Raw genomic sequence first — 26674 nt, forward strand, 5'->3', positions numbered from 1 at the left:
CGGTTGCTCCTAACGATCTGTACGGATTGTTCGCGCTCGGGACTACTAGTCGTGGGCGTGCAGCGGCTTCCCGGCCAGTGCCAGGTGGGCCTCGCCGAGCGCCTCGTTCTGAGTCGGATGGGCGTGGATGAGCTGCGCGACCTCGGCCGGCAGCGCCTCCCAGTTGTAGATCAGCTGAGCCTCGCCGACCTGCTCGCCCAGGCGGTCACCGACCATGTGGACGCCGACGACGGCACCGTCCCGCACCTGGACGAGCTTGATCTCGCCCGAGGTCCTCAGGATCTTGCTCTTGCCGTTGCCCGCGAGGCTGTACTTGAGGGCCACGACCTTGTCCGCGCCGTACAGCTCCTTGGCCTTGGCCTCGGAGATGCCGACCGAGGCGACCTCGGGGTGGCAGTAGGTGACCCGCGGCACACCGTCGTAGTCGATCGGCACGGTCTTCAGACCGGCCAGCCGCTCGGCCACCAGGATGCCCTCGGCGAAACCGACGTGCGCGAGCTGGAGCGTGGGCACCAGGTCGCCGACGGCCGAGATGGTGGGAACGTTGGTCTGCATGTACTCGTCGACGAGGACATAGCCGCGGTCCATCGCGACCCCGGCCTCCTCGTAGCCCAGGCCCTGCGAGACCGGGCCGCGGCCGACGGCGACGAGCAGCAGCTCCGCCTCGAAGGTCTTGCCGTTCTCCAGCGAGACCTTCACACCGTCGGCGGTGTGCTCGACGCCCGAGAAGCGCGCGCCGAGGGAGAACTTGATGCCGCGCTTGCGGAAGGCGCGCTCCAGCAGCTTGGAGCTGTTCTCGTCCTCGACCGGGACGAGGTGGGGAAGCGCCTCGACGATGGTGACGTCGGTTCCGAAGGACTTCCACGCGGAGGCGAACTCGACACCGATGACGCCGCCGCCCAGCACGATCGCGGACTTCGGCACCCGGTCCAGGACCAGCGCGTGGTCGGAGGTGATGACGCGCTCGCCGTCCACCTCCAGGCCCGGCAGGGACTTCGGCACGGAGCCCGTGCCCAGCAGGATGTGGCGGCCGGTGTAGCGCTGGCCGTCGACATCGACCGAGGTCGGCGAGGACAGCCGGCCCTCACCGGTCACATAGGTGACCTTGCGGGAGGCGATCAGGCCCTGGAGACCCTTGTACAGGCCCGAGACCACGCCGTCCTTGTACTTGTGCACGCCTTCGATGTCGATGCCCTCGAAGGTCGTCTTCACGCCGAACTCGGCGCCCTCGCGGGCCTGGTCGGCGATCTCACCGGCGTGCAGCAGGGCCTTGGTGGGGATGCAGCCGCGGTGCAGGCAGGTCCCGCCCACCTTGTCCTTCTCGATCAGGGCGACGTCCAGACCCAGCTGCGCCGCGCGCAGGGCAGCGGCATAACCGCCGCTACCGCCTCCGAGGATCACTAGGTCGAAAACGGTGCTGGCGTCGTTCGCCACGTCACGTCCTCCATGCATGGTGCGCCGGGGCCGGCCGTCGGTGACCGGGCGGCGGCTGTGGTTCGGCCGCATCTTGCTTTCGGCCCTGGTGTCGGGGGCCCTGTCCTGCCGAGACAACATCTTCGCACTTGTTGACGACAGGCGGGACGCGGGGCCGCTGTGTGACATATCTCCAAAGCCCTGTTCAGGGGTTACTCGCGCGTACTACCCGCGTAGGGTGGCCGGATTTCGTTTAAGGCGAAATCCGCGGCGCCCGCGCGGAGCGGCCGGGCCCGCTAAGGACCCGGCCGGTCTCGGCGCCGTGGTGGCTCAGCCCAGGTCGCCGTCCGCCGTACGCTCGGCCAGCCGCACCAGGGTGCGGACCGCGGAGCCCGTGCCGCCCTTGGGGGTGTAGCCGAACGGGCCGGACTCGTTGAACGCCGGACCCGCGATGTCCAGGTGGGCCCAGACCGCGCCGTCCTCGACGAACTCCTTGAGGAAGATCCCGGCGACCAGGCCGCCGCCCATCCGCTCACCCATGTTCGCCAGGTCGGCCACCGGGGAGTCGATGCTCTTGCGCAGGTCGCCGGGGAGCGGCATCGGCCAGGACTGCTCGCCGACCTCCCCCGCGATCTCGTGCAGGGAGGTACGGAACGCCTCGTCGTTCGCCATGATCCCGAAAGTGCGGTGGCCCAGCGCGAACACCATCGCGCCGGTGAGCGTCGCCACGTCCACGATCGCGTCCGGCTTCTCCTCGCAGGCGCGGGTCAGCGCGTCGGCCAGCACCAGCCGGCCCTCGGCGTCGGTGTTCAGCACCTCGACGGTCTTGCCGCTGTACATCGTCAGCACATCGCCGGGGCGGGTGGCCGAGCCCGACGGCATGTTCTCGGCCAGCGCCAGCCAGCCGGTCACATTGACCCGCAGGCCCAGCTTCGCGGCCGCGACCACCGTGGCGAACACGGCGGCCGCGCCGCTCATGTCGCACTTCATGGTCTCGTTGTGGCCGGCCGGCTTGAGGGAGATGCCGCCCGAGTCGTAGGTGATGCCCTTGCCGACCAGGGCCAGGGTCTTCTCCGCCTTCGGGTGCGAGTAGGCGACCCGGACCAGGCGCGGCGGGGCCTGCGAGCCCTGGCCGACGCCCATGATGCCGCCGTAGCCGCCCTTCTTCAGCGCCTTCTCGTCCAGCACCTCGGTCTTGAGACCGTGCTCCTTGGCCGCCTCCAGCACGGCGGCGGCGAAGAGGGCGGGGTTGAGCAGGTTCGAGGGGGTGTTGATGAGGTCGCGGGCGCGGTTGACCTCGGCGGCGAGGGCGATGGCGCGCTCGGCCGCCGCCTTGAACTCCTTGTCGCGCGGCTTGGCGCCGAGCAGGGCGACCTCGGCGAGCGGTGCGCCGTTCTTCTTGTTGCCGTTCTTGGCGTTCTTGGCGTCGCCGTTGTTCTGGCCGGCCTTGTACGAGTACGCGCCGAGCAGCGCGCCCTCGGCGACCGCGGCGGCATCCCCCGCGTCCGCCACCGGCAGCGCGAAGGCGCCCTTCTTCGAACCGGACAGCGCGCGGGCGGCCGCGCCGGCCGCGCGGCGCAGCGCCTCGGCGTCGTAACCGTCGCCCTTGGCCGGGGCGTCGCCGAGTCCGACCGCCAGCACGACCGGTGCCTTGAGGCCGGTGGCGGAGGGCAGCTTGGTCACCTCGCCATCCGCGCCGGTCGCCCCGAGGGTCTCCAGGACGGTGGCCAGCTTCCCGCCGAAGGCCTTGTCCACGGCCTCGGCGCCGGGGGCGACGACGGGGCCCTTGGCCCCCTTCGCCACGCCGACGACGACGGCGTCCGCGCGCAGCGTCGCGGCGGAGGAGGTGCTGAGAGTCAGAGAAGTCACGGTGATGGGGTCCCTCTTCCGGATTAGTTCCTCGGCCGACGTGGGGTGTCCCGCTGAGAGGGGGACGGGCCGGCCGAGCCCATCGGCATCGTATGCGCGGGTCACCAGGTGCCCGAGCGGCGGGCTGTCGCGGGCCATCGCGAGGGTAACTCCACCGACGGCACCGGCGCGCGGGCTCGCGGGTACGGGCGGGCACGGGTGCCCTCTCGCGCACCCGTTCGGGGGTGGCCCCTGGCCGGGATTCGGGGCGTCCACTCCGTGGACGTGGAGGCCGAGCCGTACGACCGGTCAGCCGAGGGCCATGGCGATCAGGGCCGCCGTGGCCGCCGTCTCGGCGAGCGCGCCGAAGACGTCGCCGGTGACGCCGCCGAAGCGACGGCGGCAGTGGCGCAGGAGGAGTTCCGCGGCGCCCAGCGCGGCGAGGACGGCGAGCGCGTGGTGCACCGCCCCGTACGCGCCGAAGGACGCGCCGCCCACGGCGCACACCACGACCGTCACCGCCGCCGCGCCCAGCGCGGGCCCGAACGGCACCGCCCCCGCGACCGCCGCGCCCAGCCCCTCCGGCCGCGCCGCGGGCACCCCTTCGCGCGCCGCCAGCGTCAACGCGCACCGCGCCGCCATCCCGGCCGCGGCCGCCCCCACCGCGCCGTGCGCCCAGCCGGCCCCGTACAGCTCGGCCAGCGCGGCCACCTGCGCGAGCAGCGCGAACAGCAGGGTGACGACCCCGAACGGCCCGATGTCCGACCGCTTCATGATGTGCAGCGCGTCCTCCGCCGGCTTGCCGCTGCCGAGGCCGTCGGCGGTGTCGGCCAGCCCGTCCAGATGCAGCCCGCGGGTCAGCGCGGCGGGCACCGCGACCGTGCCCACCGCGGCCAACAGCGCGCCGCCGCCCAGGAGCAGCAGCGCCGCACCCACCGACGCCGCGCACAGCCCGACCGTGAGCCCGGCCAGCGGGGCGCACAGCATCCCCCCGCGCGCCGCCTCGCGATCCCAGCGCGTCACACGTACGGGGAGGGCGGTGAGCGTGCCGAAGGCGAAGCGGATGCCGTCTTCCCACGAGGCGCGTGGGGGGTCCGGCGGGTTCGGCGGGTTCGGCGGGGGTGGCGGGGTGGGAGGGGTGGGTGGTGTCGGCGGGGGTGGCGGGGGCGCTGGTTGGTCGTCCGCGGGCCTCGGGGGCTGCGCGGGCAGCGGGGGCCCGGGCGGGCGTGCGGGGGACTGTTCCGGCGTGGTGTCCATCGCGCCGCAGGCTATCGCGCACCCTGAGACGCCATGGGGCATTGGTGGTATCGGAACATCGTCGAACCGGGCAAGCTGCCGCTGCTCCTCGCCCTGGCCTCGTTCATCCTCTCGTTCGCGATCACGCGCACCATCACCCGGCTCATCAGGGCCGGCAAGGGGCCGTTCCGCAATATCGCCCCCGGCGGGCTGCACATCCACCACGTCGTCCCCGGTGTTGTGCTCACCGTCCTCGGCGGCTTCGCCGCGATCGCCGGCGCGCAGGCCGGCTTCTGGGAGTACATCGCGGCCGTGGTGTTCGGGGTGGGGGCGGGGCTGGTGCTCGACGAGTTCGCGCTGATCCTGCATCTGCACGACGTGTACTGGACCGAGCAGGGCCGGCAGAGCGTCGAGGTCGTCGTCATCACCGCGGCCCTGGTCGGCCTGGTGCTGAGCGGCTTTCTGCCGTTCGGGGTGAACGAGGTGTCGGCCGCCGAGCGCCACGACCGCGGCGCGGTGATCGTGAACGTCTGCGTCAACTTCCTGTTCGCCCTGTTCGCGCTGGCCAAGGGCAAGCCGCGGACCGCGGTGATCGGGGTGCTGGTGCCGGTGCTGGCGCTCGTCGGCGCGGTCCGGCTGGCCCGGCCGGGGTCGCCCTGGGCACGGCGCTTCTACCGCCGCAGGCCAAAGGCGCGGCGGCGGGCGCTGAACCGCGCGGAGCGGCACGACGCCCGCTGGAGAGGGGTGCGGCGGCGGTTGCAGGACTGGATCGGGGGGTTCTCCGAGACGGGGTCCTGACGGGCGGGGGTGCGGCGGGCTCCGCGGTTGCGGGTCTCGCGGCTATCGGCGCGCCGCGGTCGTCTCCAGGTGCTTGCGGTTCAGCCACTTGGGCAGCCCCGGCGCCTCCAGGAAACCCTCGGCACGCGCCGCGGCGATGCCGATCCGCGGCAGGTCCGTGCTCTTCTCGAAGAGCAGATAGCGGGGCTCCCAGATCGGCCGGTACTTGGCGTTGGCACGGTAGAGCGACTCGATCTGCCACCAGCGGGAGAAGAAGCTGAGCAGCGAGCGCCACAGCCGCAGGACCGGCCCGGCGCCCAGCCTGGACCCGCGCTCGAAGACGGACCGGAACACCGCGAAGTTCAGCGAGATCTGGTCGGCGCCGACCTCCTTCGCCCGCTGGATCAGCTCCAGCACCATGAACTCCATCAGCCCGTTGTCCGAGTCCCGGTCGCGCCGCATCAGGTCCAGGGAGAGCCCGTGCGAGCCCCAGGGCGCGAAGCTCAGCATCGCGCGCGGCCTGCCGTCGCGGTCCGCGCAGTCCAGCAGCACGCAGCGGCCGTCGGAGGGGTCGCCGAGCCGGCCGAGCGCCATGGAGAAGCCGCGCTCCGTCTCGCCGTCCCGCCAGTCGTCGGCGAGCCGCAGCAGCTCGGCCATCTCCTCCTCGGGGATGTCCTCGTGGTAGCGGATGCGCACCGTGTAGCCCGCGCGCTTGACCCGGTTGTAGGCCTGGCGCACGGTGCGCATCGCGCGCCCCTCCAGCGTGAACTCCTCGGTGTCGACGATCGCCTCGTCGCCGAGTTCGAGCGCGTCCAGGCCGTGCCGCGCGTACACCGTGCCGCCCTCCTCGCTCGCGCCGATCACGGCCGGGGTCCAGCCGTGCTCGCGGGCCTCGGCCAGCCACCGCTCGATCGCGCCGGGCCAGGCCTCCGGGTCCCCGATGGGGTCGCCGGCGGCCAGCGCCACGCCGCTCACCACCCGGTAGGTCACGGCGGATTTACCGGTCGGCGACCAGATGACGCTCTTGTCGTGGCGCAGCGCGAAGTAGCCGAGCGAGTCGCGGTCGCCGTGCTGCTCCAGCAGCGCGCGCAGCCCGCGTTCGTCCTCCGCGGAGATCGGGTCGACGACGCGGCGGGAGCGGAAGGCGGCGTACAGCACGAGCAGCAGCAGCCCCGTGCTCATGATGTTGATGGCCACATTCGCCCAGCCCGGGGTCTCGATGCCCTCGAAGCGGCCTTCCAGGGCCGAGAGCGAGATCAGGCGCAGCACGCCGTAGTGCCAGCGGTCCAGGAACGAGGAGCGGTAGTCGTCGGGCGCGGTGTTGGTGACGGTCACCAGCGCGGCCGCCAGCAGCGAGCCGATCAGCAGCCCGCCGACGGCGACGGCGGCCGCGAGCTTCGGGTTCGAGCGGTCGCCCTTCGCGTAGAACTCGCGGCGCCCGACGAGCAGCGCGACCACGAAGACGGCGGTGAGGCCGAGCGAGACCCAGTTCTGCGGGTGCTGGGCGACGGGCCGCTGGGTCAGCGCGAGGGCCAGCAGGGGAACGGTCAGCCCGCCGAGGACGAGGTTCAGGATCCAGGCGGCCCGCTTGCGCCGGCGCATGGTGATCGCCAGGAACATCGAGAAGGCGCCGGAGAAGAAGCCCGCGGTGAGGAGGTACGGGGTGAAGTACTCGTCGACGTTGTGGCGCCTGATGTCGTTGCCGAAGGACACCCACACCGCGCCGAGGAAGTTCAGCGCGGTGACGGCGCGCAGATACCAGACGGTGAAGGCGGCGGAGCGACGCGGCCAGGGGCGGCCGCGGCGGGCGTCCTCCGTGGACTTCGAACGGACCTCTCCCATGTCGTGAGCATATGGGCAGAGGGGATGAAAGGGGGTGGGCGGGTCAGGTTATGTCGTCGGTGGCCGAGGAGGTCTCCTCGTCGGCTGCCTCGTCGGGGGCCTCGTCGGGGGCCGCATCGGTCCGCTCGGGCAGCTCCGCCGCGAGCGCCGCGGCCGCCTGGACGAGCGGCAGGGCGAGCAGCGCCCCCGTGCCCTCGCCGAGGGTGACGCCGTGGTCGAGCAGCGGGGTGAGCGCGATCCGGTCGAGCGCCTTCTCCTGCGCAGGCTCACCGCTGTTCTGCCCGGCGAGCCACCAGTCGGGCGCGCGGAACGCCACGCGCTGCGCGACGAGCGCGGCCGCCGCGGAGACGACTCCGTCGAGGATGACCGGGGTGTGGCGGACGGCGCTCTGGAGCAGGAAGCCCGTCATCGCGGCAAGGTCGGCGCCGCCGCAGGTCGCGAGCAGCTGGAGCTGGTCGCCGAGGACCGGGCGGGCGCGGCGCAGACCGTCGCGGATGGCAGCGCACTTGCGCATCCAGGCGAGGTCGTCGATGCCCGCGCCGCCGCGGCCGGTGACCACGGAGGCGTCGGTGCCGCAGAGCGCGGCGATCAGGGTGCCGGCGGCGGTGGTGCCGCCGACGCTCACATCGCCGAGGACGACGATGTCGGTGCCCGCGTCGGCCTCTTCGTCGGCGATGGCCATGCCCGCGCGGAACGCCTGCTCGGCCTCCTCGAGGGTCAGCGCGTCCTCGACGTCCAGGCGGCCGGAGCCGCGGCGGACGCGGTGGCGGGTGATCTCCTTGGGCAGCTCATCGGGGTCGCAGTCCAGCGACATGTCGACGACGCGCAGGGGTACGCCGTAGCGGCGGGCCAGGATGGCCACGGCGCTCTCGCCGTCGAGTACGGCGCGCACGAGCCGGCCGGCGGTGCCGGCCGGGCGGGCGGACACGTCCAGCTCGGCGACGCCGTGGTCGCCGGCGAAGAGCACGACGCGCGGCCGCTCGATGGGCTTGACCGGCACCCGCTGCTGGGCGGCGGCCAGCCACTCACCCAGCTCGTCCAGGCGCCCCAGCGCCCCGGGGGGCGCCGCCAGCCGCTCCCGGCGCTCCTCGGCATCGCGCCGGACACCGCCGTCGGGACGCTCGATCAGGTCGACGAAGTCATCGAGATTCAGACCGCTCACGGGCCGAACCCTACCCGGCGCGGCGGCCCCGTGGTTCGGTTCATGCGTCCTGTCGATCTTCCGTCGCGATGTCGAGAACGCCGAGGAACGCGGTCGCCGCCGGTGTGCGGCCGGAGCGGCTCCAGATGACGTACTCGACGCGGTCCGGGGCGTCGGTGACCTCGATGGTGGTGACGCCGCTGAGCTGAGGCGCGTACGCGGCGGGGAGCATGGCCACGGCGAGGCCCGGCCCGACGAGCCGGGCGATGTAGTCGGCGGCGGTCACCTCGAAGGCGACGTCACGGACGAGGCCGGCGGCGGAGAAGGCCTGGTCGGTCTGGGCCCGTCCGGCCGTCCCGGCGGGCAGGTCCACGAACACCTCCGAGGAGAGCCGGCGAAGATCGACGGCCGGTTCGGCGGCGAGCGGATGGTCCGGCGCGACCACCGCGATGAGCCGGCCGCGGGCGAGTTCGTGGGCGGCGACGCCCTGGGGCCGCGCCGTGGTCGGCAGCCCGAGGAACGCCACGTCGATGGACCCTTGCCTGACCTGCTCGACCAGGTCGTCGCTCGCGCCCACCCGCAGGTTGATGCGCACCTGCGGGTACCGGCCGCGGAAGTCGCGCAGCGCCTCCGGGATGTCGGCCGCGGTGACGGTGGGGATCAGGCCCACGGCGAGCCGGCCGCGTACCTCGCCGACGGCCGCGGCGACCTCGGCGGCCGCGCGTTCGGCGGCGCCCAGACACTGGCGGGCGGCGGGCAGGAACGCCTCACCGGCCGGCGTCAGCCGCACCCGGCGGCTGGTGCGTTCGAAGAGCCTCGCGCCGAGTTCCCGTTCCAGGCGGGCGATTTGGTGGCTGAGGGCGGACTGCACGACCAGGCACCGCTCGGCGGCCCGGGTGAAGCTGTTCGTCTCGGCGACGGCGACGACGTAACGCATCTGCTGGAGCTCCATGGATCCATCTTGAATCGAGATCGATGAAGTGACAAACATGTGTTGGACTCATCGATCGTGCCGCGGTGAGACTGCGAAGCATGACAAGCCGAAACCTGCCCCGCACCGCGCTGACGGCGCTCGCTCCCGCGGTGTGGGGCACGACCTACATCGTCACCACCGAACTCCTTCCGCCGGGACACCCCCTGTTCGCGGGACTCCTGCGCGCGTTGCCCGCCGGACTGATCGCGCTGGCGTTCACCCGGACGCTGCCGCGCGGAGCCTGGTGGGGGAAGGCCGCGGCGCTCGGCGTGCTGAACATCGGACTGTTCCTCCCGCTGCTGTTCATCGCGGCCGAGCGGCTGCCGGGAGGCGTCGCCGCCACCTTGTCGGCGGCCCAGCCGCTCATCGTCGCCGTCCTGGCCGTGTCCGTGCTCCACGAGCGCCTCTCCGCCCGGCGCCTGTTCTGGGGCGTGACGGGCGTCGTCGGGGTCGGCCTGGTGGTGATCGGGCCGAACGCGGCGCTCGACACCGCCGGGATCGTCGCCGGCCTCGCCGGCGCGGCCACGATGGCCCTCGGCGTGACGCTCACCAAGCGCTGGGGACGCCCCGAAGGGGTCAGCCCCCTCGCCTTCACCGGCTGGCAACTCACCGCCGGAGGGCTGTTCCTGGCGCCCCTCACCTTTCTCGCCGAGGGAGCGCCTCCCGCGATCGACCCGACCGCCGCCCTCGGCTATCTGTGGCTGGGGCTGGTCGGCGGTCTGCTCACCTTCGTCCTGTGGTTCCAGGGCATCGCCACCCTGCCGGTCACCTCGGTCGCGGTCCTCGGCCTGCTCTCGCCGCTGGTCGCCGCCACGCTCGGCGCCGCGCTGCTCGGCCAGACCCTCGGCCCGGTCCAGCTCATGGGGTTCGGCCTCGCCCTCGCCGCGATCGTCGCGGGGCAGCTTCCCGCGCCCACTCGCTCATCTGACGCTGTTTCAACGCCCGTATCGGAAAGGATCTCTCGATGAAGATCGCTGTTGTCGGGGCCGCGGGCATGGTCGGCTCACGCGTGGTCGACGAAGCCGCGCGCCGGGGCCATGACCTCGTCGCGGTGTTCCGGAGCGGACAGCCCGCCGCCCTGCCGGCCGGAGTGACCGCCGTCGAGGGCGACGCGCACGACGTCGGCCGGATGAGCGCACTGTTCGACGGCGCCGGCGCGATCGTGGCCGCGACCCGCCCCGCCCCCGGGCACGAACACACCGCCGTCCCGGCCACGACGGCGCTGCTCGACGCGGCCGCGAAGGCCAGGAAGCGCATCCTCGTCGTCGGCGGCGCCGCCCCCCTGCGGCTCCCGGGGAGCCCCGACCGGCTCGTCGTCGACAGCCCGGAGTACGTGCCGGAGCCGTACCGCGCCATCGCCGCCGCCAGCCACGCGCAGTTGGACGCCTGCCGGGCGCACCCGGCCGACTGGGTCTATCTCAGCCCGCCGGCCGTCCTCGAACCCGGACACCGCACCGGAACGTACCGACGCGGCACCACCACGCTCATCGCCACAACCGACGGCACGTCCCGGATCTCGGCCGAAGACCTCGCCGTGGCCGTCCTCGACGAGCTCGAGAACCCGCGGGAGGACAAGCACTTCACGGTTGGTTACTAGGCCCGGTGGGGCCTCAGCCGCGGAGGGACAGGGCCTGGCCGGCCACGATCAGGAGGACCTGTTCGCACTCCGCGGCGAACGCCGCGTTCAGGCGGCCGAGTTCATCGCGGAAGCGGCGCCCCGACGCGGTGGCCGGGACCACGCCGGAGCCCACCTCGTTGCTGACCGCCACCACCGTGCGGGTGGTGGCCCGGAGGGCGGCGATCAGGGCGTCGACGCGTTCGTGGAGGGCGCGCCTGCCGCCGTGGTCCCAGGTGTCGTCGTCCCAGGCGCCGACGGAGTCCATCGCGTCGGTGAGCCACAGCGCGAGGCAGTCGATCAGCAGCGGCCCGCCGTCCTGGGCGAGCAGCGGTGGCAGGTCGCAGGTCTCGGTGGTGCGCCAGGAGCCGGGGCGGCGCTCGCGGTGGGCGGCGATGCGGGCGGCCCAGTCGGGGTCGCCCTCGCGGGTGCCGCCGGTGGCGACGTAGAGGACGTCGGGGAGCGCGGCGAGGCGCCGCTCGGCCTCCAGGGACTTGCCGGAGCGCGCGCCGCCGAGGACGAGGGTGCGGCGGGGCAGGTCCGGCACCGCGTGGTACTCGCCGACGACGACGGTTTCGCCGTCCCGTACGGCCCGCGCGCCCGCGGCCGCGAGCCGGCGGTGCAGCTCGGGGCCGGGCGGGACGGTGTGGTCGAGGTGGACGGCGAGGACGTCGGTGGTCGGGCCGACCGCCCCGGTGGCGCGGAGATGGGCCAGCGCGCCGGGGCGGCCGAGGACGTCGAGCAGCACCATGTCGTAGGGCTCGGCGGGGCCGTTCAGCCCGGCGAGGGCCGCGCCGGGCGGGAGGTAGAGGAGGCGGGTGGAGTCGGGGCCGGTGACCTCGTAGCCGGTGCCGGGGGAGTCCAGGGGGAGGGCGCGTACCCGGTGGCCGCTGATGAGGGCCAGCTCGCGGCCGTCCGGCACCCGGCCCGGCGCGGGCAGCCCGGCGGGGAACTCGACGGCGGGGCCCTCGTGGGGGTGTGAGAGGAGCACCTGCACGACGCCGGTCAGGGAGTATCCGGCGCGCGCGGCGGCGAAGGCCGCGCCCGGGGTGAGGTCGAGCAGCAGCGCGCCGTCGATCAGCAGTGCGGTCGCGGCCCGCGCCTCGTCGCCCACGGCGGCGGCGCAGGCCGCACAGGGGCAGCCGTGGCGGGGCAGTCCGTCGGGGGCGCCGGTGCCCAGGAGAGTGAGTTCCACGCCCTGATCGTCTCGCGCCCTGATGCGGCGGGCGCGCTCAGGTCACCCCGTCGGGAGTGATCAGTCCCCTAGTCTGCGGGGCAGACATGATGTGACCGGCGGGATGGAGGAGGCGGACATGGTGTGGACATGGCGGTTCGAGAAGTCCGACGGCACGGAGACGAAGCCCGCGGTGCAGCCCGATGAGTTCACGACACAAGGGGACGCGGAGTCGTGGATCGGGGAGGAGTGGAGAGCCCTGCTGGAGGGAGGGGCGGAGCAGGTGACCCTGTTCGAGGACGAGTCGAAGATCTACGGGCCGATGAGTCTGCGGGCCGAGCAGGGGTGAGGTGAGGGTGGTGCGCGGCTGACTCAGCCGCGCACCCCGCACAGGTGGAGGAGCGCGGCGACCGCGCGGTAGGGGTCGGTGCGGCCGGCCCGGTCCTCCGCGGCGAGCAGCCGGTCCCAGTCGTCCGGGGCCGGGGCCGGGGCGTCGTCGGCGGCCAGGTCGGTGAAGACCCGCACGCCGTACCAGGTGTGCAGCGGCGCGCCGATCGCGGTGAGCGTGGTGGTCAGCGTCTCGCGCCGGTCGGCGCGGGCGGGCAGGCCGATGCGGTTGGTGTAGACGGGGGAGTCGAACGCGGCGAGCGCGGTGTCCCAGTCCCCGGTGAGCCCCGGCCGCAGCGCCAGCGCGTCGGCGTTGCGCACCAGGAGCGAGAGCAGGCCGCCGGGCGCCAGGACCCTGGCCAGGGCGGCGAGCATCGGGTCGGGCTCGGGCACGTACATCAGCACGCCATGGCACAGGACGACATCGAAGGCGCCCGGCAGGAAGTGCGCGCCGGTGTCCCGGCCGTCGCCCTCGATGAGGCGCACCCGCTCCCGGATGCCCGCGGGCTCCTTCGACAGGGCATCGCGGACCGCGTCCAGCATCGCCGGGTCGGACTCGAGCCCGGTGATCTCGTGGCCCGCCCGGGCCAGCCGCAGGGCCTGGGTGCCCTGGCCGAGGCCGACGTCGAGCACGCGCAGCCGGCGGCCCACCGGGAAGTGGGCCGCGAGCCGCTCGTCGAGCTGACGGGCGACCAGCGCCTGTCGGACGGTGTTCCGCAAGCCCCCGAGGCCGCTCAGCCAGCTGTCGGCCCCGCCGGTGAAACCGGACCCGCTCAGGGCCGCTGTCCGCGCTTGACCTGCGGCTTGGGCAGCCGGAGTCGGCGCATCTGGAGCGTGCGCATCAGCGCGTAGGGCACCGCGCCGCGCAGACTCTCGTCCGGGAACCGCTTGCGCAGCTGACGCTTCAGCTGGAAGGAGAGGACGATCGAGTTGACGACGATCAGGAGGATGACCAGCATCCAGAGCAGCAGCACATAGGTCTGCATGGCACCGGCCTGGATCATGCTGAGCACCAGGATCACCACGGCCAGCGGCAGGAAGAACTCCGCGACGTGGAAGCGGGAGTCCACGTAGTCGCGGATGAAGCGCCGCACCGGACCCTTGTCACGGGCCGGAAGATAGCGCTCGTCGCCACCGGCCAGCGCCTCGCGCTGGCGCGCCAGGTCGGCTCGGCGGGACTCTCGCTGGCGCCGCGAGGCGTCCTTGCGGCTCATCTGCGAGTTCGCCAGGCTGCGGCGCTGCGACTGGGCCTCGCTGCGCTTGGGAGTCGGGCGGCCCTTGGGAGCCTGCGGGTCACGGGTCTGCTGCGGCTGGTCCGCGATCACCTTGGCGGTGGCGGCCTGCTCGTCCTTTGAACGGCTACGGAACACAAAGCCCAAGGGTACGGGTTTGCGGGTGTGGGCCCCAGCCCCAGGGGGAACGATCCGGCAACGGCGGTCCACTCCTCCCACTCCTCCTTGCGCCGGAGGCGCCGGGGGAGTCGATCGTCCTGGAGGAGGAGCGCGAGCGGGTCGGAACAGTGCGGTAATGGATGCAGGGCCCGTAGGCTGGGTCTGTTGGATGTGCTGGAACCGGTAGTCCGTAGTCCGTCAGAAGGGGGCGCGCGAGGCCCATGAGCGGTGTCATGAAGCGTATGGGGATGATCTTCCGCGCGAAGGCCAACAAGGCCCTGGACCGGGCCGAGGACCCGCGCGAGACCCTTGACTACTCGTACCAGAAGCAGCTGGAGCTGCTTCAGAAGGTGCGGCGCGGCGTTGCCGACGTGGCCACGTCCCGCAAGCGCCTGGAGCTCCAGCTCAACCAGTTGCAGGGGCAGTCCACCAAGCTCGAGGACCAGGGGCGCAAGGCGCTCGCGCTGGGCCGCGAGGACCTGGCGCGCGAGGCGCTGTCCCGCCGTGCCGCGCTCCAGCAGCAGGTCACCGACCTGGAGACGCAGCACCAGACGCTCCAGGGCGAGGAGGAGAAGCTGACGCTCGCCGCGCAGCGGCTCCAGGCCAAGGTGGACGCCTTCCGTACGAAGAAGGAGACCATCAAGGCCACCTACACCGCGGCCCAGGCGCAGACCCGGATCGGCGAGGCGTTCTCCGGCATCTCCGAGGAGATGGGCGACGTCGGCATGGCGATCCAGCGCGCCGAGGACAAGACCGCGCAGCTCCAGGCCCGGGCCGGCGCCCTCGACGAGCTGATGGCCTCCGGCGCGCTCGACGACCCCTCCGGCATGGCCAAGGACGACCTCGCCGCGGAGCTGGACCGGATCTCCGGCGGCTCGGACGTGGAGCTGGAGCTTCAGCGGATGAAGGCCGAGCTGGCGGGCGGCGCCCCGCAGCAGGCCATCGAGAGCGGGGAGAAGAAGCAGGAGCAGGAGCAGCCCCGCCACAATCTGGACAAGTAAAAGTCCACCCGGCCCCGAAGGAGGTCGTCATGATCGTACGGATCATGGGGGAGGGGCAGGTGCGGGTGGACGACGGCCACCTGACCGAGCTGAACAAGCTCGACGACGAGCTGCTCGCCGAGGTGCAGAGCGGCGACGAGGACGGCTTCCGGCGCACGCTCGCCGCGCTGTTGGGTTCGGTGCGCTCGCTGGGCGAGCCGCTGCCCGACGACGCGCTGGAGCCGTCGGAGCTGATCCTGCCGGGCTCGGACGCGACGCTCCAGGAGGTCCAGGCCATGCTCAGGGACGACGGCCTCATCCCGGGCTGAGGCCGGCCAGCGGGGTGCAGCGCTTACCGTTGGGTGTCGTGACTCCCCTCGCCGTCGGGCCGGGTCTGGCCCGCCCGTACCGCTGGCTGTGCGCGCACCCGCACGCTCTGGACACGCTGCTGGCCGTGTTCACCTTCGCGCTGATCCTGATCGGCGCGGCGGCCAGCCCGCACACCGGACGCCATCCGATCGGCCCGCTGTTCGTGCTGCTGGCCGCGCTGGCCGGCGCCGCGCTGGTGCTGCGCCGCCGGTTCCCGATCGGCGTCCTCGGCTTCACCGGCGCGATCACCATGGTGGAGATCGTCACCTCCCAGGACGGGCCGCCCCGCACCTCGATCGTTTTCGGCGCCGTGGTGGCCCTGTGCACCGTCGCCGCCGGCACCGACCGGCCCACCACGCTGCGGGTCGGCCTCGCCACCGTCGCCGTGCTCACCGGGGCCGCGATGCTCTTCGGGGTGCACCCCTGGTACGCCCAGGAGAACTTCGCCGTCCTCGCCTGGACCGGTCTCGCCGCCGCGGCCGGTGACGCGGTGCGCAGCCGGCGCGCCTATATCGCGGCCATCGAGGAGCGGGCGGTGCGGGCCGAGCGGACCCGCGAGGAGGAGGCCCGCCGCCGGGTCGCCGAGGAGCGGCTGCGCATCGCCCGCGAGCTGCACGATGTGGTCGCCCACCACATCGCGCTGGTCAACGTCCAGGCCGGGGTCGCGTCCCACGTCATGGACAGCCGCCCGGACCAGGCCAAGCAGGCGCTCGCGCATGTACGGGAGGCCAGCCGCTCGGCGCTGGACGAGCTGCGCGCCACCGTCGGGCTGCTGCGGCAGTACGGCGACCCGGCCGCGCCCACCGAGCCGGCCCCGGGGCTGGCGGTGCTGGACCAGCTCGTCGAGGGGTTCGTACGGGCCGGTCTGCGGGTGGAGGTGGAGGCGGTGTCCCGGGACGGGCTCGGCCCGCTCGCGGCCTCCGCGGACCTCACCGCGTACCGGATCGTCCAGGAGGCCCTGACCAATGTGCACAAGCACGCCGGGCCGGACGCCAAGGCGCAGGTCCGGATCGTGCGCACCTCGGCCGTGCTGCTGATCACCGTCGATGACGACGGCCCCTGCGCCGAGGAGCAGCCCGCGGCGGAGGAGCCCGGCGGCGGACACGGGCTGATCGGGATGCGGGAGCGGGTCGCCGCGCTGGGCGGCAGCTGCGAGGCGGGACCCCGGCCGCAGGGCGGCTTCCGGGTCCGGGCGAGACTGCCCTTGCAGGCGCGGACAGGGGAGTCGCGTCAACAGAGCGGAGTACGGGGAACAGGGGGCGAAGGGGTCTCATGACGATCAAGGTGCTGCTGGCCGACGACCAGGCGCTGCTGCGCAGCGCGTTCCGGGTGCTGGTGGACTCCGAGCCGGATATGGAGGTGGTCGGCGAGGCCTCGGACGGCGCCGAGGCCGTGGAGATCGCCCGCGACCGCGGCGCCGATGTGGTGCTGATGGACATCCGGATGCCCGGTACGGACGGGCTGACCGCCACCCGCATGATCAGCGAGGATCCGCGGCTCGAGGACGTCCGGGTGGTGATGCTGACGACCTTCGAGGTGGACGAGTACGTCGTGGAGTCGCTGCGGGCGGGTGCGAGCGGCTTTCTGGGCAAGGGCGCCGAGCCCGATGAGTTGCTGGCCGCGATCCGGATCGCGGCGGCGGGGGAGGCGCTGCTGTCCCCGGCCGCCACCAAGGGGCTGATCGCCAAGTTCCTGGCGCAGAGCGGCTCGCGGGACGGGGAGGCGGGCGCGTATGACGCGGCGCGGCTGGACGCGCTGACGGGGCGGGAGCGGGAGGTGCTGGTGCAGGTCGCGGGCGGGCTGTCCAACGACGAGATCGCGGCGCGGCTCGAGGTCAGCCCGCTCACGGTCAAGACGCATGTGAACCGCGCGATGGCCAAGCTCGGCGCCCGCGACCGGGCCCAGCTGGTGGTGATCTCGTACGAGACGGGGCTGGTGCGGCCCCGGGCGTGAGCCTCGACGAGGGACAGCCTCGACGAGGGACAAGGGACCACGGACAAGAGCCCGGGGCTTGTCACCCCGGGCCCTTGTGCCTTGTGCCTGGTGCGCGCTACGGCAGCGCCAGCATGCGCTCCAGGGCGAGCTTGGCGTAGGCCTCGGTCTCCTTGTCGACCTGGATCCGGTTGACGACCTTGCCGGCCACCAGCGACTCCAGGGACCAGACCAGGTGCGGCAGGTCGATCCGGTTCATGGTGGAGCAGAAGCACACCGTGCGGTCGAGGAAGACGATCTCCTTGTCCTCACTGGCGAAACGATTCGCCAGTCGTCGGACAAGGTTCAGCTCGGTGCCGATCGCCCACTTCGACCCGGCCGGCGCGGCCTCCAGGGTCTTGATGATGTGCTCGGTCGAGCCCACGTGGTCGGCGGCCGCCACGACCTCGTGCTTGCACTCCGGGTGCACCAGGACGTTGACGCCCGGGACGCGCTCGCGGACCTCGTTGACCGAGTCCAGCGAGAAGCGGCCGTGCACCGAGCAGTGGCCGCGCCACAGGATCATCTTGGCGGCGCGCAGCTCGTCGGCGGTCAGGCCGCCGTTCGGCTTGTGCGGGTTGTAGACCACGCAGTCGTCCAGGGACAGGCCCATCTCGCGCACCGCGGTGTTGCGCCCCAGGTGCTGATCGGGCAGGAACAGCACTTTGTTCTGCCGGGGCTCCCCCTGCTCGAAGGCCCAGTCCAGCGCCCGCTTCGCGTTGGACGAGGTGCAGATGGTGCCGCCGTGCCTGCCGGTGAACGCCTTGATGTCGGCGGAGGAGTTCATGTAGGAGACGGGCACCGTAGCGCCCGCGACCCCGGCCTCGGTCAGCACGTCCCAGCACTCGGCGACCTGCTCGGCGGTGGCCATGTCGGCCATCGAGCAGCCCGCCGCGAGGTCGGGGAGGATGACCTGCTGGCTGTCGCCGGTGAGGATGTCGGCGGACTCGGCCATGAAGTGGACACCACAGAAGACGATGTACTCGGCGTCCGGCCGGGCGGCCGCGTCGCGGGCCAGCTTGAAGGAGTCCCCGGTGACATCGGCGAACTCGATGACCTCATCGCGCTGGTAGTGGTGGCCCAGTACGAAAACCCGGTCGCCGAGCTCGGCCTTGGCCGCGCGGGCGCGCGCCACCAGGTCCGGGTCGGAGGGCGCGGGCAGGTCGCCGGGGCACTCCACACCGCGCTCGCTCCTGGGGTCGGCCTCCCGGCCGAGGAGGAGCAGGGCGAGCGGTGTCGGCTGGACGTCGAGGGGCTGGGCGGTGGTCACGTCACGCACCCTTCTTTCTTCACGGGGACCCTTAATCGTCAAAATGACGCTATCTATCATATCCGCTTCATGTCACTTTGACGATGGCCATCGCGTCGATGTGACGCATTCCGGAGCGCCGCCCGCGTGTGCGAGCATGAACAGCGCGGGAGAAAAGCGCCCACCCCCGGAATGAATCCGGGACGCCGTTGGTTGAGCCGACGGCAAGCAGTCCGTACGACCCGGGAGAGAAGCAGATGACCGTTCAGGACGAGACCACCGCGAGCGAGGGCATCATCCTGTCCGACGCCGCCGCGTCGAAGGTCAAGGGCCTGCTGGAGCAGGAGGGCCGCGATGATCTCGCGCTGCGCGTCGCCGTCCAGCCCGGCGGCTGCTCCGGCCTGCGCTACCAGCTCTTCTTCGACGAGCGCTCCCTCGACGGCGATGTCGTCAAGGACTTCGGTGGGGTCAAGGTCGTGACCGACCGCATGAGCGCCCCGTATCTGAACGGCGCCTCGATCGACTTCGTCGACACCATCGAGAAGCAGGGCTTCACCATCGACAACCCGAACGCCACGGGCTCCTGCGCCTGCGGCGACTCCTTCAGCTGAGCTGTCGGAAGCCGAACAGACGCCGAAGGGGCGGCCCGGCCGGGCCGCCCCTTCGGCGTTGCGCGTCCGAGCGCGGCGTGAGTCTATGTCCGCTTGGGCACGGCCTGGCCGGTCCTGGCGTCCACGACCTTGCGGTCGCCCAGCGGCTTGTCCAGCTCGACCTTCTTCTCGATCAGCTTGGCGATGAGGATGCAGGGCCGGCCCGGGTGCAGCCGCTTGCCCTTGATCTCCAGCTTCACCTGCGACGCCGACTCCTCGGCCGAGACCGAGTACGACTCGCACACCCCGCCCCAGAAGCGCACCGTCAGGGTCTTGCCGGACACGCTGTACGAGGTGATGTCGTCGACCCGGCCGCTGCCGGTCCCCGTGGACGGGGCGGAGCCGGAGGACTTCCCCTTGATGAACTTCGGGTCGACCGCGGGGTAGCTGACCGTGTTCCCCGACGGCCCGGCCTGGAACAGCCAGGACGGCACCAGCGCCCGCCGCCCGTCCACCGAGCGCGCCGCGAGGACCAGGGTCGCCTTGTGCACCGGGACCTCGGCGGCCTTGGCGCCCTTCTCGGCCTTCTCGGGTTCCTCGGGCTTCTCGGCCTTCTGCGGCTCCGCGGGCCCGCTGTCGCTGCCCTTGTCGTCGCCCTTGTCGAGGCCCTTGTTGAGCCCCTTGATCGCCTCGGCCGCGCCGATCAGCGGATAGGTGTCGTCCTTCTCGGGCTTCGCCAGCAGACCGGCGCCGCCGACCAGCTGTCCGTCGGCGCCCACCTGCACACTCGTCTGCCAGCCGTGCGTCGGCAGATCGTCCAGCACCGGGTCCGCCTTCACCACCCGCACCGCGCCGTAGAGCTGGGTCGAGTCCAGCTTCGCGCCGTCCAGTCCCAGCGCCTCCAGCACCGGCTGGGCCGCGCGCTCCGCCTTGCGCTCCGAGACGGCCGAGTCGCTCCCGGACCCCTTGGCCCCCTTGGAGCCCCTGGGCCCGGAGGCTCCGTCGCGGTACGAGGGGCAGCTCTTGGAGCCCCCCTTCGCGTCGGAGGACTGCGGGTCCGAGCCGGTGTCCGGCAGCTCCACACACGAGGTGCCGCCGGGCGACCCGTATGCCGTGTACGACCAGCCGCCCGGCGCCTTCCGGCTCACCCGGAGCACCGGGCCCATCGCGTCCTTGGCGCCCCCGACCTGCCAGACGCCGTGGTCCACGCGCGGGCTGCCGGAGACGTCCAAGGCCTTGGCCAGCCGCGCCACCTCGGCCTTGGTGACCGTGTCGCCCGCTCGGTACACCGCCGCCGAGTCGGGCCCCTCGGGCAGCTTGCCCACGGCCTTGTACCGCTGGCCGTACGGATTCGGCTCGCCGGGCGCGACGCCCGGCCGGCCCGCGGACCCGTATCCGTCCAGCGCGAGTGGCTCGGGCGAGCCGTCCTTCTGTGCGGCGCCCGGGTCCTGCGTGCCGCCGCCCGCGGCGGTCGAGGCCCAGTACGCCCCACCGCCACCGGCGACCAGCACCGCCGCCGCCACCGAGGCGACGGCCAGTGGCGAACGGCGCCGCGGCCGGGGATCCTCGCTCTCGGGGGTCTTGGGGGTGTCGGTGTCGTCGGTGCTCACCGTTTCGCTCCTTCGGCTCCGCTCAAGCTGTACCGTCCCACCCCTTACAAGGGGGACGTCGCTGAGACGGAGCCAAGTGGCACGTGGTTCCTCCAGGCGCCGTAACGGCCACCGTATGCATCGTGCAGGCGGTAAGGAAAGGGCTACTATCGGGGGGTTTCATCCGTTCGTACGGGGGTGACGGAGCCGATAGCGTAAGGCGTCCGTTTTCCTCCTTCGTCCGCAGGAGCAGACCAGCCGTGCGTATCGCAGTCACCGGCTCCATCGCCACCGACCATCTGATGACCTTCCCCGGCCGCTTCGCCGACCAGCTGGTCGCCGATCAGCTGCACACGGTCTCCCTCTCCTTCCTGGTGGACGACCTCGACATCCGCCGCGGCGGCGTCGGCCCCAACATCTGCTACGGCATGGGCGTCCTCGGGCTGCGCCCGATCCTGGTCGGGGCGGCGGGCAAGGACTTCACGGACTACCGGGCCTGGCTGGACCGCCACGGCGTGGACACCGAGTCCGTCCATATCTCCGAGGTTCTGCACACCGCGCGCTTCGTGTGCACCACCGACGCCGACCACAACCAGCTCGCGTCCTTCTACACCGGCGCGATGAGCGAGGCCCGCCAGATCGAGCTCCAGCCCGTCGCCGACCGGGTCGGCGGGCTCGACCTCGTCCTCATCAGCGCGGACGACCCGGAGGCGATGGTCCGTCACACCGAGGAGTGCCGCACGCGCTCCATCCCCTTCGCCGCGGACCCCTCGCAGCAGCTCGCGCGGATGGGCGGCGACGACATCCGGCTGCTCGTCGAGGGCGCGGCCTATCTGTTCACCAATGAGTACGAGGCCGCGCTGATCGAGTCCAAGACCGGCTGGTCGGCGGACGAGATCCTGGCCAAGGTCGGCACCCGCGTCACCACGCTGGGCGCGCAGGGCGTGCGGATCGACCGCGCCGGCGAGCAGCCGATCGTCGTCGGCACCCCGGAGGAAGAGGCGAAGGTGGACCCGACGGGCGTCGGCGACGCCTTCCGCGCGGGCTTCCTCTCCGGGCTCGCCTGGGACCTCTCCCTCGAGCGCGCGGCCCAGGTCGGCTGCATGCTCGCCACGCTGGTCATCGAGACCCTCGGCCCGCAGGAGTACGAGCTGCGGCGCGGTCACTTCACGGAGCGCTTCGCCAAGGCGTACGGCCAGGAGGCGGCCTCCGAGATCCAGCCCCACATCAGCGGCTGAGGCGGCTTTCCCCTACCCGCCCCTTCCCGCAGCATCGATATGCGGCTCCGCCGCGTGAGGGGCTCCGCCCCGCGGAGCCTACGACCGGCGGCGAACGCGGTAGGCCGTGCCGCGGTCGGCCGGGCGTTCCCCCACGTACTCGTGGCCGCGCATCGCGCACCACGCCGGGATGTCCAGCCGGGCGGCCTCGTCGTCCGCGAGCACCGTGACGAGGCCGCCGACCGGGACCTCCCCGATGACCTTGGCCAGCTCGATGACCGGGATCGGGCAGAGCTTGCCGAGCGAGTCGACCACCAACTCCGCCTCCTCGCCGCCGCCCGCGGAGCCGGCCGCGGCCGCTTCCTCCGACCGCGGCGCGCCCAACTGGCCGCGCACCCGGCTCACCAGGTCCGGCAGCAGGGCGAGGAAGCGCTCCACGTCCTCCTCGCGCGTCCCCAGGGGCAGCGAGACGCGGACGTTGCCCTCGGACAGCACGCCCATCGCGCGCAGCACATGGCTCGGCGTCAGGGTGCTTGAGGTGCACGAGGAGCCGGAAGAGACGGAGAAGCCCGCGCGGTCCAGCTCGTGCAGCAGCGTCTCCCCGTCGACATAGAGACACGAGAAGGTGACCAGATGGGGCAGCCGCCGCTCCGGGTCGCCGACCACCTCCACGTCGGGGATCAGCCGCGGCACCCGGGTGCGGATCCGGTCCACCAGCTCCCGCAGCCGCTCCGCCTCCGCGGCGGCCTCCTCCCGTACGGCGCGCAGCGAGGCCGCGGCCGCGACGACGGCCGGGATGTTCTCGAAGCCGGGGGCGCGGCCCGACTCGCGTTCGTCGGCCGGGCCGTGGGCCGCGAAGCGCACGCCCTTGCGGACGGCCAGCAGCCCGACGCCGGGCGGGCCGCCCCACTTGTGGGCGCTCGCGGTCAGCAGCGACCAGTCGCCCGCGACCGCGCCCCAGGCCAGCGACTGCGCGGCGTCGACCAGCAGCGGCACGTCCGCCGCCCGGCACTCCTGCGCGGCCTCGGCCACCGGCTGCCGCGTCCCCACCTCGTGATTGGCGGACTGGAGACAGGCCAGGGCGGTCGGGCCGGGGGCGTCGCGCAGGGCTGCGGCGTACGCGCCGGGCGCGACCCGGCCGGCGCCGTCCACCGGCACCTCGGCGACCGTGCCGCCGCCCGCCTGGTGCGCGGCCGCGGCGTGCAGCACCGCGGAGTGCTCGACGGCGGAGACGACCAGATGGCGGCCGGCCCGGCGGCGGCCCGCGAGCGCTCCGGCGATCCCGTCGTGCAGCGCGCGGGTACCCGAAGGGGTGAAGGTGAGTTCGTCGGGACGGCAGCCGACGGCCTCGGCCGCCGCCTCCCGCGCGGCGTCCAACAGCAGCCGGGCGCGCCGCCCCTCGCGGTAGAGGCGGGCCGGGTCGGCCCAGCCCTCGTCGAGTGCGGCGAGCAGCGCCTGGCGGGCGACGGGGTGCAGCGGGGCGGACGAAGCGGCGTCGAAATATGGCACATACAGAACGCTAGTCCCCGTCTGCGGAAGTATCTGCTCCGCCTCTTGAAAGCCGCTTCGAACAGGTTCCTCCACCTCTTCGGGGAGGCCCTCGGCGCGTTGGGCACCCTCCCCGCGCGGCCCTAAATGGCGTCCAGTAGGGTTTGCTCCGCATAAACATCCAAACCCCTGCCCGCACCGGGGCGGCGACCGACCTGAGAGACGGCCGCGGCCGTGCGGGCGAGACTCTCGGGAAGGCGCTACGTGAGTCCCAACGGCTCCGACCGCTCGTCGCGGCGCCCGGTGCGGCGGAAGCTGCTGCAGGCGCTGGCCGCGGGCTTGGTCCTGGCGACCGCCACCGGTTGCACATCCAAGGACTTCCCCCGCCTCGGAATGCCCAAGCCGGTCACGGAAGAGGCGCCACGGATCCTCTCCCTGTGGCAGGGCTCGTGGGCGGCTGCGCTCGCCACGGGCGTGCTGGTCTGGGGGCTGATCCTGTGGGCGGTCATCTTCCACCGCCGCAGCAGGACCAAGATCGAGGTTCCCGCGCAGACCCGGTACAACATGCCCATCGAGGCGCTGTACACCGTGGTTCCGATCATCATCGTCTCGGTGCTGTTCTACTTCACCGCGCGCGATGAGAACGCGCTCCTCAAGGTCTCCAAGAAGCCCGATCACGTGATCAACGTCGTGGGCTACCAGTGGAGCTGGGGCTTCAACTACATGGAGAACGTGGACGGCAACCTGTCCACGCCCGCGAAGACCCCCAAGGAAGTCGCCTCGATCCCGGACCGCATGCTCGCGGCCGTGCCCAAGGGCGCGGAGGGCGTGTACGAGGCCGGCACCCCGGGCGAGTGGACCAAGGACAACCCCAGCCCCGGCCCCACCCTGTGGCTGCCGAAGGGCGAGAAGGTCCAGTTCATCCTGACCTCCCGTGACGTCATCCACTCGTTCTGGGTGGTCCCCTTCCTGATGAAGATGGACGTCATCCCGGGGCACACCAACCGCTTCGAGGTGACTCCGAACAAGGAGGGCATCTTCATGGGCAAGTGCGCCGAGCTGTGCGGCCAGGATCACTCGCGGATGCTCTTCAACGTCAAGGTCGTCTCTCCCAAGGAGTACCGAGACCACCTGAAGGACCTGGCGAAGAAGGGCCAGACCGGCTACATCCCGGCGGGCATTGAGCAGACGGACGCTGCCAGGAACGCGGAGACCAAGAACCGATGAGCATCCTCAACGAACCTCAGGGTGCCGCCGCAGCCGCCGCGGAAGCGGACGAGCTGCCGGTGCGCCGTAAGCAACCAGGGAACGTCGTCGTCAAGTGGTTGACCACCACTGACCACAAGACGATCGGAACGCTCTACCTCGTCACGTCGTTTGCGTTCTTCTGCATCGGCGGACTTCTGGCGCTGTTCATGCGCGCCGAGCTGGCGCGCCCCGGCACGCAGCTCATGTCGAACGAGCAGTTCAACCAGGCGTTCACCATGCATGGCACGATCATGCTGCTGATGTTCGCCACGCCGCTGTTCGCGGGCTTCGCGAACTGGATCATGCCGCTTCAGATCGGCGCGCCCGACGTGGCGTTCCCGCGGCTGAACATGTTCGCCTACTGGCTGTACCTGTTCGGCTCGCTGATCGCGGTCGCCGGGTTCCTCACCCCGCAGGGCGCCGCCGACTTCGGCTGGTTCGCGTACTCGCCGCTGTCGGACGCGGTCCGCTCGCCGGGCGTGGGCGCCGACATGTGGATCATGGGTCTGGCCTTCTCCGGCTTCGGCACGATCCTCGGCTCGGTCAACTTCATCACCACGATCATCTGCATGCGCGCTCCGGGCATGACGATGTTCCGTATGCCGATCTTCACCTGGAACGTGCTGCTCACCGGTGTGCTGGTGCTGCTGGCCTTCCCGGTGCTGGCCGCCGCGCTGTTCGCCCTGGAGGCGGACCGTAAATTCGGGGCGCATATCTTCGACGCGGCCAATGGCGGCGCATTGCTCTGGCAGCACCTCTTCTGGTTCTTCGGCCATCCAGAGGTGTACATCATCGCGCTACCGTTCTTCGGAATCGTGTCCGAGATCATTCCGGTCTTCTCGCGCAAGCCGATGTTCGGTTACATCTCGCTGATCGGCGCGACGATCTCGATCGCGGGCCTTTCGGTGACGGTGTGGGCGCACCATATGTATGTCACGGGCGGCGTGCTGTTGCCGTTCTTCTCGTTCATGACATTCCTGATCGCGGTGCCGACCGGTATCAAGTTCTTCAACTGGCTCGGCACCATGTGGAAGGGGTCGCTGAGCTTCGAGACCCCGATGCTGTGGACGATCGGCTTCCTGATCACCTTCACCTTCGGCGGTCTGACCGGTGTCATCCTGGCCTCGCCGCCGATGGACTTCCACGTCTCGGACTCGTACTTCGTGGTGGCCCACTTCCACTACGTGGTCTTCGGTACGGTCGTCTTCGCGATGTTCGCCGGCTTCCACTTCTGGTGGCCCAAGTTCACCGGCAAGATGCTGGACGAGCGCCTGGGCAAGATCACCTTCTGGACGCTGTTCATCGGCTTCCACGGCACGTTCCTGGTCCAGCACTGGCTCGGTGCCGAGGGCATGCCGCGCCGGTACGCCGACTACCTGGCGGCCGACGGCTTCACCACGCTGAACACCATCTCGACCATCAGCTCGTTCCTGCTCGGTCTGTCGATCCTGCCGTTCTTCTACAACGTCTGGAAGACCGCCAAGTACGGCAAGAAGGTCGAGGTCGACGACCCGTGGGGCTACGGCCGCTCGCTGGAGTGGGCGACCTCCTGCCCGCCGCCGCGGCACAACTTCGTCACCCTGCCCCGCATCCGCTCCGAATCCCCGGCGTTCGACCTGCACCACCCGGAGATCGCGGCGCTCGACCAGCTCGAGAACTACGGGGCCGTCTCGTCCGATGACAAGGCCCTCGCAGGTGGCAAGGAGGCCGGCAAGTGAAGGTCCAAGGCCGGATGTTCATCTGGCTCTCCGTCTTCATCCTCATCATGGCGATCGTCTATGGGGTGTGGTCGAAGGAGCCCGCCGGCACCACCGCGCTCTTCCTGGCCTTCGGGCTGAGCGTGATGATCGGCTACTACCTCGCCTTCACCGCCCGCCGGGTGGACATCGGGGCGCAGGACAACAAGGACGCCGATGTCGCCGACGACGCCGGTGAGATGGGCTTCTTCTCCCCGCACAGCTGGCAGCCGCTCTCCCTGGCCGTCGGTGGCGCCCTGGCCTTCATGGGCGTGATCTTCGGCTGGTGGCTGCTGTACTTCTCGACCCCGATCATCCTGATCGGCCTCTTCGGCTGGGTGTTCGAGTACTACCGCGGCGAGAACCAGAACCAGTGACCGACAGGCCGCCGGGGCCCCGCTGAGCCGGGGCCCGAGCGGGGCCCGGACACCTTCTCCAGG

Annotated in this window: 25 protein-coding genes; 13 read left to right on the forward strand and 12 right to left on the reverse strand. The window is 71.8% G+C overall.

What is annotated here, in order from left to right:
- Positions 1 to 45 precede the first annotated feature (45 nt).
- From lpdA to ABTY62_RS25220, 3 genes are all read right to left on the reverse strand, one after another.
- On the reverse strand, positions 46 to 1434 hold the full coding sequence (gene lpdA, locus ABTY62_RS25210; protein ID WP_352131702.1) for a dihydrolipoyl dehydrogenase: 1389 nt from the start codon (positions 1432 to 1434) through the stop codon (positions 46 to 48).
- Positions 1435 to 1743: 309 nt separating this feature from the next.
- Positions 1744 to 3282, reverse strand: coding sequence for a leucyl aminopeptidase (locus ABTY62_RS25215; RefSeq protein ID WP_352131703.1), 1539 nt, complete (start codon positions 3280 to 3282; stop codon positions 1744 to 1746).
- Positions 3283 to 3570: 288 nt separating this feature from the next.
- Positions 3571 to 4518: an adenosylcobinamide-GDP ribazoletransferase gene (locus tag ABTY62_RS25220; RefSeq protein WP_352131704.1), complete on the reverse strand. Its 948-nt coding sequence runs from the start codon at positions 4516 to 4518 to the stop codon at positions 3571 to 3573.
- 33 nt (positions 4519 to 4551) lie between these two features.
- Between ABTY62_RS25220 and ABTY62_RS25225 the strand changes: the two genes are divergently transcribed.
- Positions 4552 to 5295, forward strand: a complete 744-nt coding sequence (locus ABTY62_RS25225) for a hypothetical protein (protein ID WP_352131705.1) — start codon at positions 4552 to 4554, stop codon at positions 5293 to 5295.
- Between the two features lie 42 nt (positions 5296 to 5337).
- On the opposite strand, the gene ABTY62_RS25230 is transcribed toward ABTY62_RS25225, so the two are convergent.
- The 3 genes from ABTY62_RS25230 to ABTY62_RS25240 are packed head-to-tail and all read right to left on the reverse strand — an operon-like array spanning position 5338 to position 9209.
- Positions 5338 to 7116 (reverse strand): phosphatidylglycerol lysyltransferase domain-containing protein, encoded by a 1779-nt coding sequence (locus ABTY62_RS25230; protein ID WP_352131706.1) that lies wholly within the window; start codon positions 7114 to 7116, stop codon positions 5338 to 5340.
- A 43-nt stretch (positions 7117 to 7159) separates the two neighbouring features.
- A complete protein-coding gene (cobT, locus tag ABTY62_RS25235) occupies positions 7160 to 8269 on the reverse strand; it encodes a nicotinate-nucleotide--dimethylbenzimidazole phosphoribosyltransferase (protein WP_352131782.1) in 1110 nt (369 codons plus the stop codon).
- A 49-nt stretch (positions 8270 to 8318) separates the two neighbouring features.
- On the reverse strand, positions 8319 to 9209 hold the full coding sequence (locus ABTY62_RS25240; protein ID WP_352131707.1) for a LysR family transcriptional regulator: 891 nt from the start codon (positions 9207 to 9209) through the stop codon (positions 8319 to 8321).
- 80 nt (positions 9210 to 9289) lie between these two features.
- Between ABTY62_RS25240 and ABTY62_RS25245 the strand changes: the two genes are divergently transcribed.
- Entirely contained in the window at positions 9290 to 10198 is a 909-nt protein-coding gene (locus ABTY62_RS25245) for an EamA family transporter (protein ID WP_352131708.1), read from the forward strand.
- Positions 10195 to 10827 (forward strand): NAD(P)-dependent oxidoreductase, encoded by a 633-nt coding sequence (locus tag ABTY62_RS25250; RefSeq protein WP_352131709.1) that lies wholly within the window; start codon positions 10195 to 10197, stop codon positions 10825 to 10827. The genes ABTY62_RS25245 and ABTY62_RS25250 overlap by 4 nt, the downstream gene beginning before the upstream one ends.
- A 13-nt stretch (positions 10828 to 10840) precedes the next feature.
- Here the strand turns inward: ABTY62_RS25250 and ABTY62_RS25255 are convergent, their stop codons facing one another.
- Positions 10841 to 12040 (reverse strand): bifunctional adenosylcobinamide kinase/adenosylcobinamide-phosphate guanylyltransferase, encoded by a 1200-nt coding sequence (locus tag ABTY62_RS25255; protein WP_352131710.1) that lies wholly within the window; start codon positions 12038 to 12040, stop codon positions 10841 to 10843.
- 118 nt (positions 12041 to 12158) lie between these two features.
- Between ABTY62_RS25255 and ABTY62_RS25260 the strand changes: the two genes are divergently transcribed.
- Complete coding sequence (locus tag ABTY62_RS25260) at positions 12159 to 12368, forward strand: hypothetical protein (protein WP_352131711.1); 210 nt, start codon at positions 12159 to 12161, stop codon at positions 12366 to 12368.
- Between the two features lie 23 nt (positions 12369 to 12391).
- Here the strand turns inward: ABTY62_RS25260 and ABTY62_RS25265 are convergent, their stop codons facing one another.
- Together ABTY62_RS25265 and ABTY62_RS25270 are read right to left on the reverse strand one after the other, a co-directional pair.
- Positions 12392 to 13126, reverse strand: a complete 735-nt coding sequence (locus ABTY62_RS25265; protein WP_352131712.1) for a class I SAM-dependent methyltransferase — start codon at positions 13124 to 13126, stop codon at positions 12392 to 12394.
- 53 nt (positions 13127 to 13179) lie between these two features.
- Positions 13180 to 13776, reverse strand: a complete 597-nt coding sequence (locus ABTY62_RS25270) for a DUF3043 domain-containing protein (protein WP_311724661.1) — start codon at positions 13774 to 13776, stop codon at positions 13180 to 13182.
- A 254-nt stretch (positions 13777 to 14030) separates the two neighbouring features.
- On the opposite strand from ABTY62_RS25270, the gene ABTY62_RS25275 reads away from it, so the two are divergent.
- The 4 genes from ABTY62_RS25275 to ABTY62_RS25290 are packed head-to-tail and all read left to right on the forward strand — an operon-like array spanning position 14031 to position 17099.
- Entirely contained in the window at positions 14031 to 14798 is a 768-nt protein-coding gene (locus ABTY62_RS25275) for a PspA/IM30 family protein (protein ID WP_352131713.1), read from the forward strand.
- 29 nt (positions 14799 to 14827) lie between these two features.
- Positions 14828 to 15106, forward strand: a complete 279-nt coding sequence (gene pspAA / locus ABTY62_RS25280; RefSeq protein ID WP_352131714.1) for a PspA-associated protein PspAA — start codon at positions 14828 to 14830, stop codon at positions 15104 to 15106.
- Between the two features lie 29 nt (positions 15107 to 15135).
- Complete coding sequence (locus tag ABTY62_RS25285) at positions 15136 to 16422, forward strand: sensor histidine kinase (RefSeq protein WP_352131715.1); 1287 nt, start codon at positions 15136 to 15138, stop codon at positions 16420 to 16422.
- Positions 16419 to 17099, forward strand: a complete 681-nt coding sequence (locus ABTY62_RS25290; protein WP_352131716.1) for a response regulator transcription factor — start codon at positions 16419 to 16421, stop codon at positions 17097 to 17099. The genes ABTY62_RS25285 and ABTY62_RS25290 overlap by 4 nt, the downstream gene beginning before the upstream one ends.
- Before the next feature lie 97 nt (positions 17100 to 17196).
- Here the strand turns inward: ABTY62_RS25290 and nadA are convergent, their stop codons facing one another.
- Entirely contained in the window at positions 17197 to 18396 is a 1200-nt protein-coding gene (gene nadA / locus ABTY62_RS25295) for a quinolinate synthase NadA (protein WP_502997513.1), read from the reverse strand.
- A 227-nt stretch (positions 18397 to 18623) separates the two neighbouring features.
- Here nadA and ABTY62_RS25300 point away from each other — a divergent pair, with 227 nt between their 5' ends.
- Positions 18624 to 18977, forward strand: a complete 354-nt coding sequence (locus tag ABTY62_RS25300) for a HesB/IscA family protein (RefSeq protein ID WP_311724667.1) — start codon at positions 18624 to 18626, stop codon at positions 18975 to 18977.
- Between the two features lie 83 nt (positions 18978 to 19060).
- Here the strand turns inward: ABTY62_RS25300 and ABTY62_RS25305 are convergent, their stop codons facing one another.
- Positions 19061 to 20566 carry a hypothetical protein gene (locus ABTY62_RS25305; protein ID WP_352131718.1) on the reverse strand — a complete coding sequence of 502 codons (1506 nt, stop codon included), beginning with the start codon at positions 20564 to 20566 and terminating at the stop codon, positions 19061 to 19063.
- A 239-nt stretch (positions 20567 to 20805) separates the two neighbouring features.
- Here ABTY62_RS25305 and ABTY62_RS25310 point away from each other — a divergent pair, with 239 nt between their 5' ends.
- Positions 20806 to 21783 (forward strand): carbohydrate kinase family protein, encoded by a 978-nt coding sequence (locus ABTY62_RS25310; RefSeq protein WP_352131719.1) that lies wholly within the window; start codon positions 20806 to 20808, stop codon positions 21781 to 21783.
- Positions 21784 to 21861: 78 nt separating this feature from the next.
- Here the strand turns inward: ABTY62_RS25310 and ABTY62_RS25315 are convergent, their stop codons facing one another.
- On the reverse strand, positions 21862 to 23271 hold the full coding sequence (locus ABTY62_RS25315; RefSeq protein WP_352131720.1) for a cysteine desulfurase/sulfurtransferase TusA family protein: 1410 nt from the start codon (positions 23269 to 23271) through the stop codon (positions 21862 to 21864).
- A 243-nt stretch (positions 23272 to 23514) separates the two neighbouring features.
- Between ABTY62_RS25315 and ctaC the strand changes: the two genes are divergently transcribed.
- From ctaC to ABTY62_RS25330, 3 genes are read left to right on the forward strand one after another with little or no spacing between them, the layout of a single operon-like run.
- Complete coding sequence (gene ctaC / locus ABTY62_RS25320) at positions 23515 to 24477, forward strand: aa3-type cytochrome oxidase subunit II (RefSeq protein WP_352131721.1); 963 nt, start codon at positions 23515 to 23517, stop codon at positions 24475 to 24477.
- Positions 24474 to 26216 carry an aa3-type cytochrome oxidase subunit I gene (gene ctaD / locus ABTY62_RS25325; protein ID WP_352131722.1) on the forward strand — a complete coding sequence of 581 codons (1743 nt, stop codon included), beginning with the start codon at positions 24474 to 24476 and terminating at the stop codon, positions 26214 to 26216. Before ctaC ends, ctaD begins: the two co-directional genes overlap by 4 nt.
- Complete coding sequence (locus ABTY62_RS25330; RefSeq protein ID WP_311724675.1) at positions 26213 to 26611, forward strand: cytochrome c oxidase subunit 4; 399 nt, start codon at positions 26213 to 26215, stop codon at positions 26609 to 26611. Before ctaD ends, ABTY62_RS25330 begins: the two co-directional genes overlap by 4 nt.
- The last annotated feature ends 63 nt before the right edge of the window (positions 26612 to 26674 follow it).

This window comes from Streptomyces sp. NPDC097640, from assembly GCF_040302705.1.
Classification (GTDB): Bacteria; Actinomycetota; Actinomycetes; order Streptomycetales; family Streptomycetaceae; genus Streptomyces.

What these genes read in the sequence shown, in the direction of transcription:
- ctaD (WP_352131722.1), top strand. Translation starts at nt 24,474, where the DNA reads ATGAGCATCCTCAACGAACCTCAGGGTGCCGCCGCAGCCGCCGCGGAA.
- pspAA (WP_352131714.1), top strand. Translation starts at nt 14,828, where the DNA reads ATGATCGTACGGATCATGGGGGAGGGGCAGGTGCGGGTGGACGACGGC.
- ABTY62_RS25220 (WP_352131704.1), bottom strand. Translation starts at nt 4,518, where the DNA reads ATGGACACCACGCCGGAACAGTCCCCCGCACGCCCGCCCGGGCCCCCG.
- ABTY62_RS25260 (WP_352131711.1), top strand. Translation starts at nt 12,159, where the DNA reads ATGGTGTGGACATGGCGGTTCGAGAAGTCCGACGGCACGGAGACGAAG.
- ABTY62_RS25225 (WP_352131705.1), top strand. Translation starts at nt 4,552, where the DNA reads ATGGGGCATTGGTGGTATCGGAACATCGTCGAACCGGGCAAGCTGCCG.
- ABTY62_RS25230 (WP_352131706.1), bottom strand. Translation starts at nt 7,116, where the DNA reads ATGGGAGAGGTCCGTTCGAAGTCCACGGAGGACGCCCGCCGCGGCCGC.
- ABTY62_RS25300 (WP_311724667.1), top strand. Translation starts at nt 18,624, where the DNA reads ATGACCGTTCAGGACGAGACCACCGCGAGCGAGGGCATCATCCTGTCC.
- ABTY62_RS25250 (WP_352131709.1), top strand. Translation starts at nt 10,195, where the DNA reads ATGAAGATCGCTGTTGTCGGGGCCGCGGGCATGGTCGGCTCACGCGTG.
- ABTY62_RS25275 (WP_352131713.1), top strand. Translation starts at nt 14,031, where the DNA reads ATGAAGCGTATGGGGATGATCTTCCGCGCGAAGGCCAACAAGGCCCTG.
- ABTY62_RS25240 (WP_352131707.1), bottom strand. Translation starts at nt 9,209, where the DNA reads ATGGAGCTCCAGCAGATGCGTTACGTCGTCGCCGTCGCCGAGACGAAC.
- ABTY62_RS25245 (WP_352131708.1), top strand. Translation starts at nt 9,290, where the DNA reads ATGACAAGCCGAAACCTGCCCCGCACCGCGCTGACGGCGCTCGCTCCC.
- ABTY62_RS25290 (WP_352131716.1), top strand. Translation starts at nt 16,419, where the DNA reads ATGACGATCAAGGTGCTGCTGGCCGACGACCAGGCGCTGCTGCGCAGC.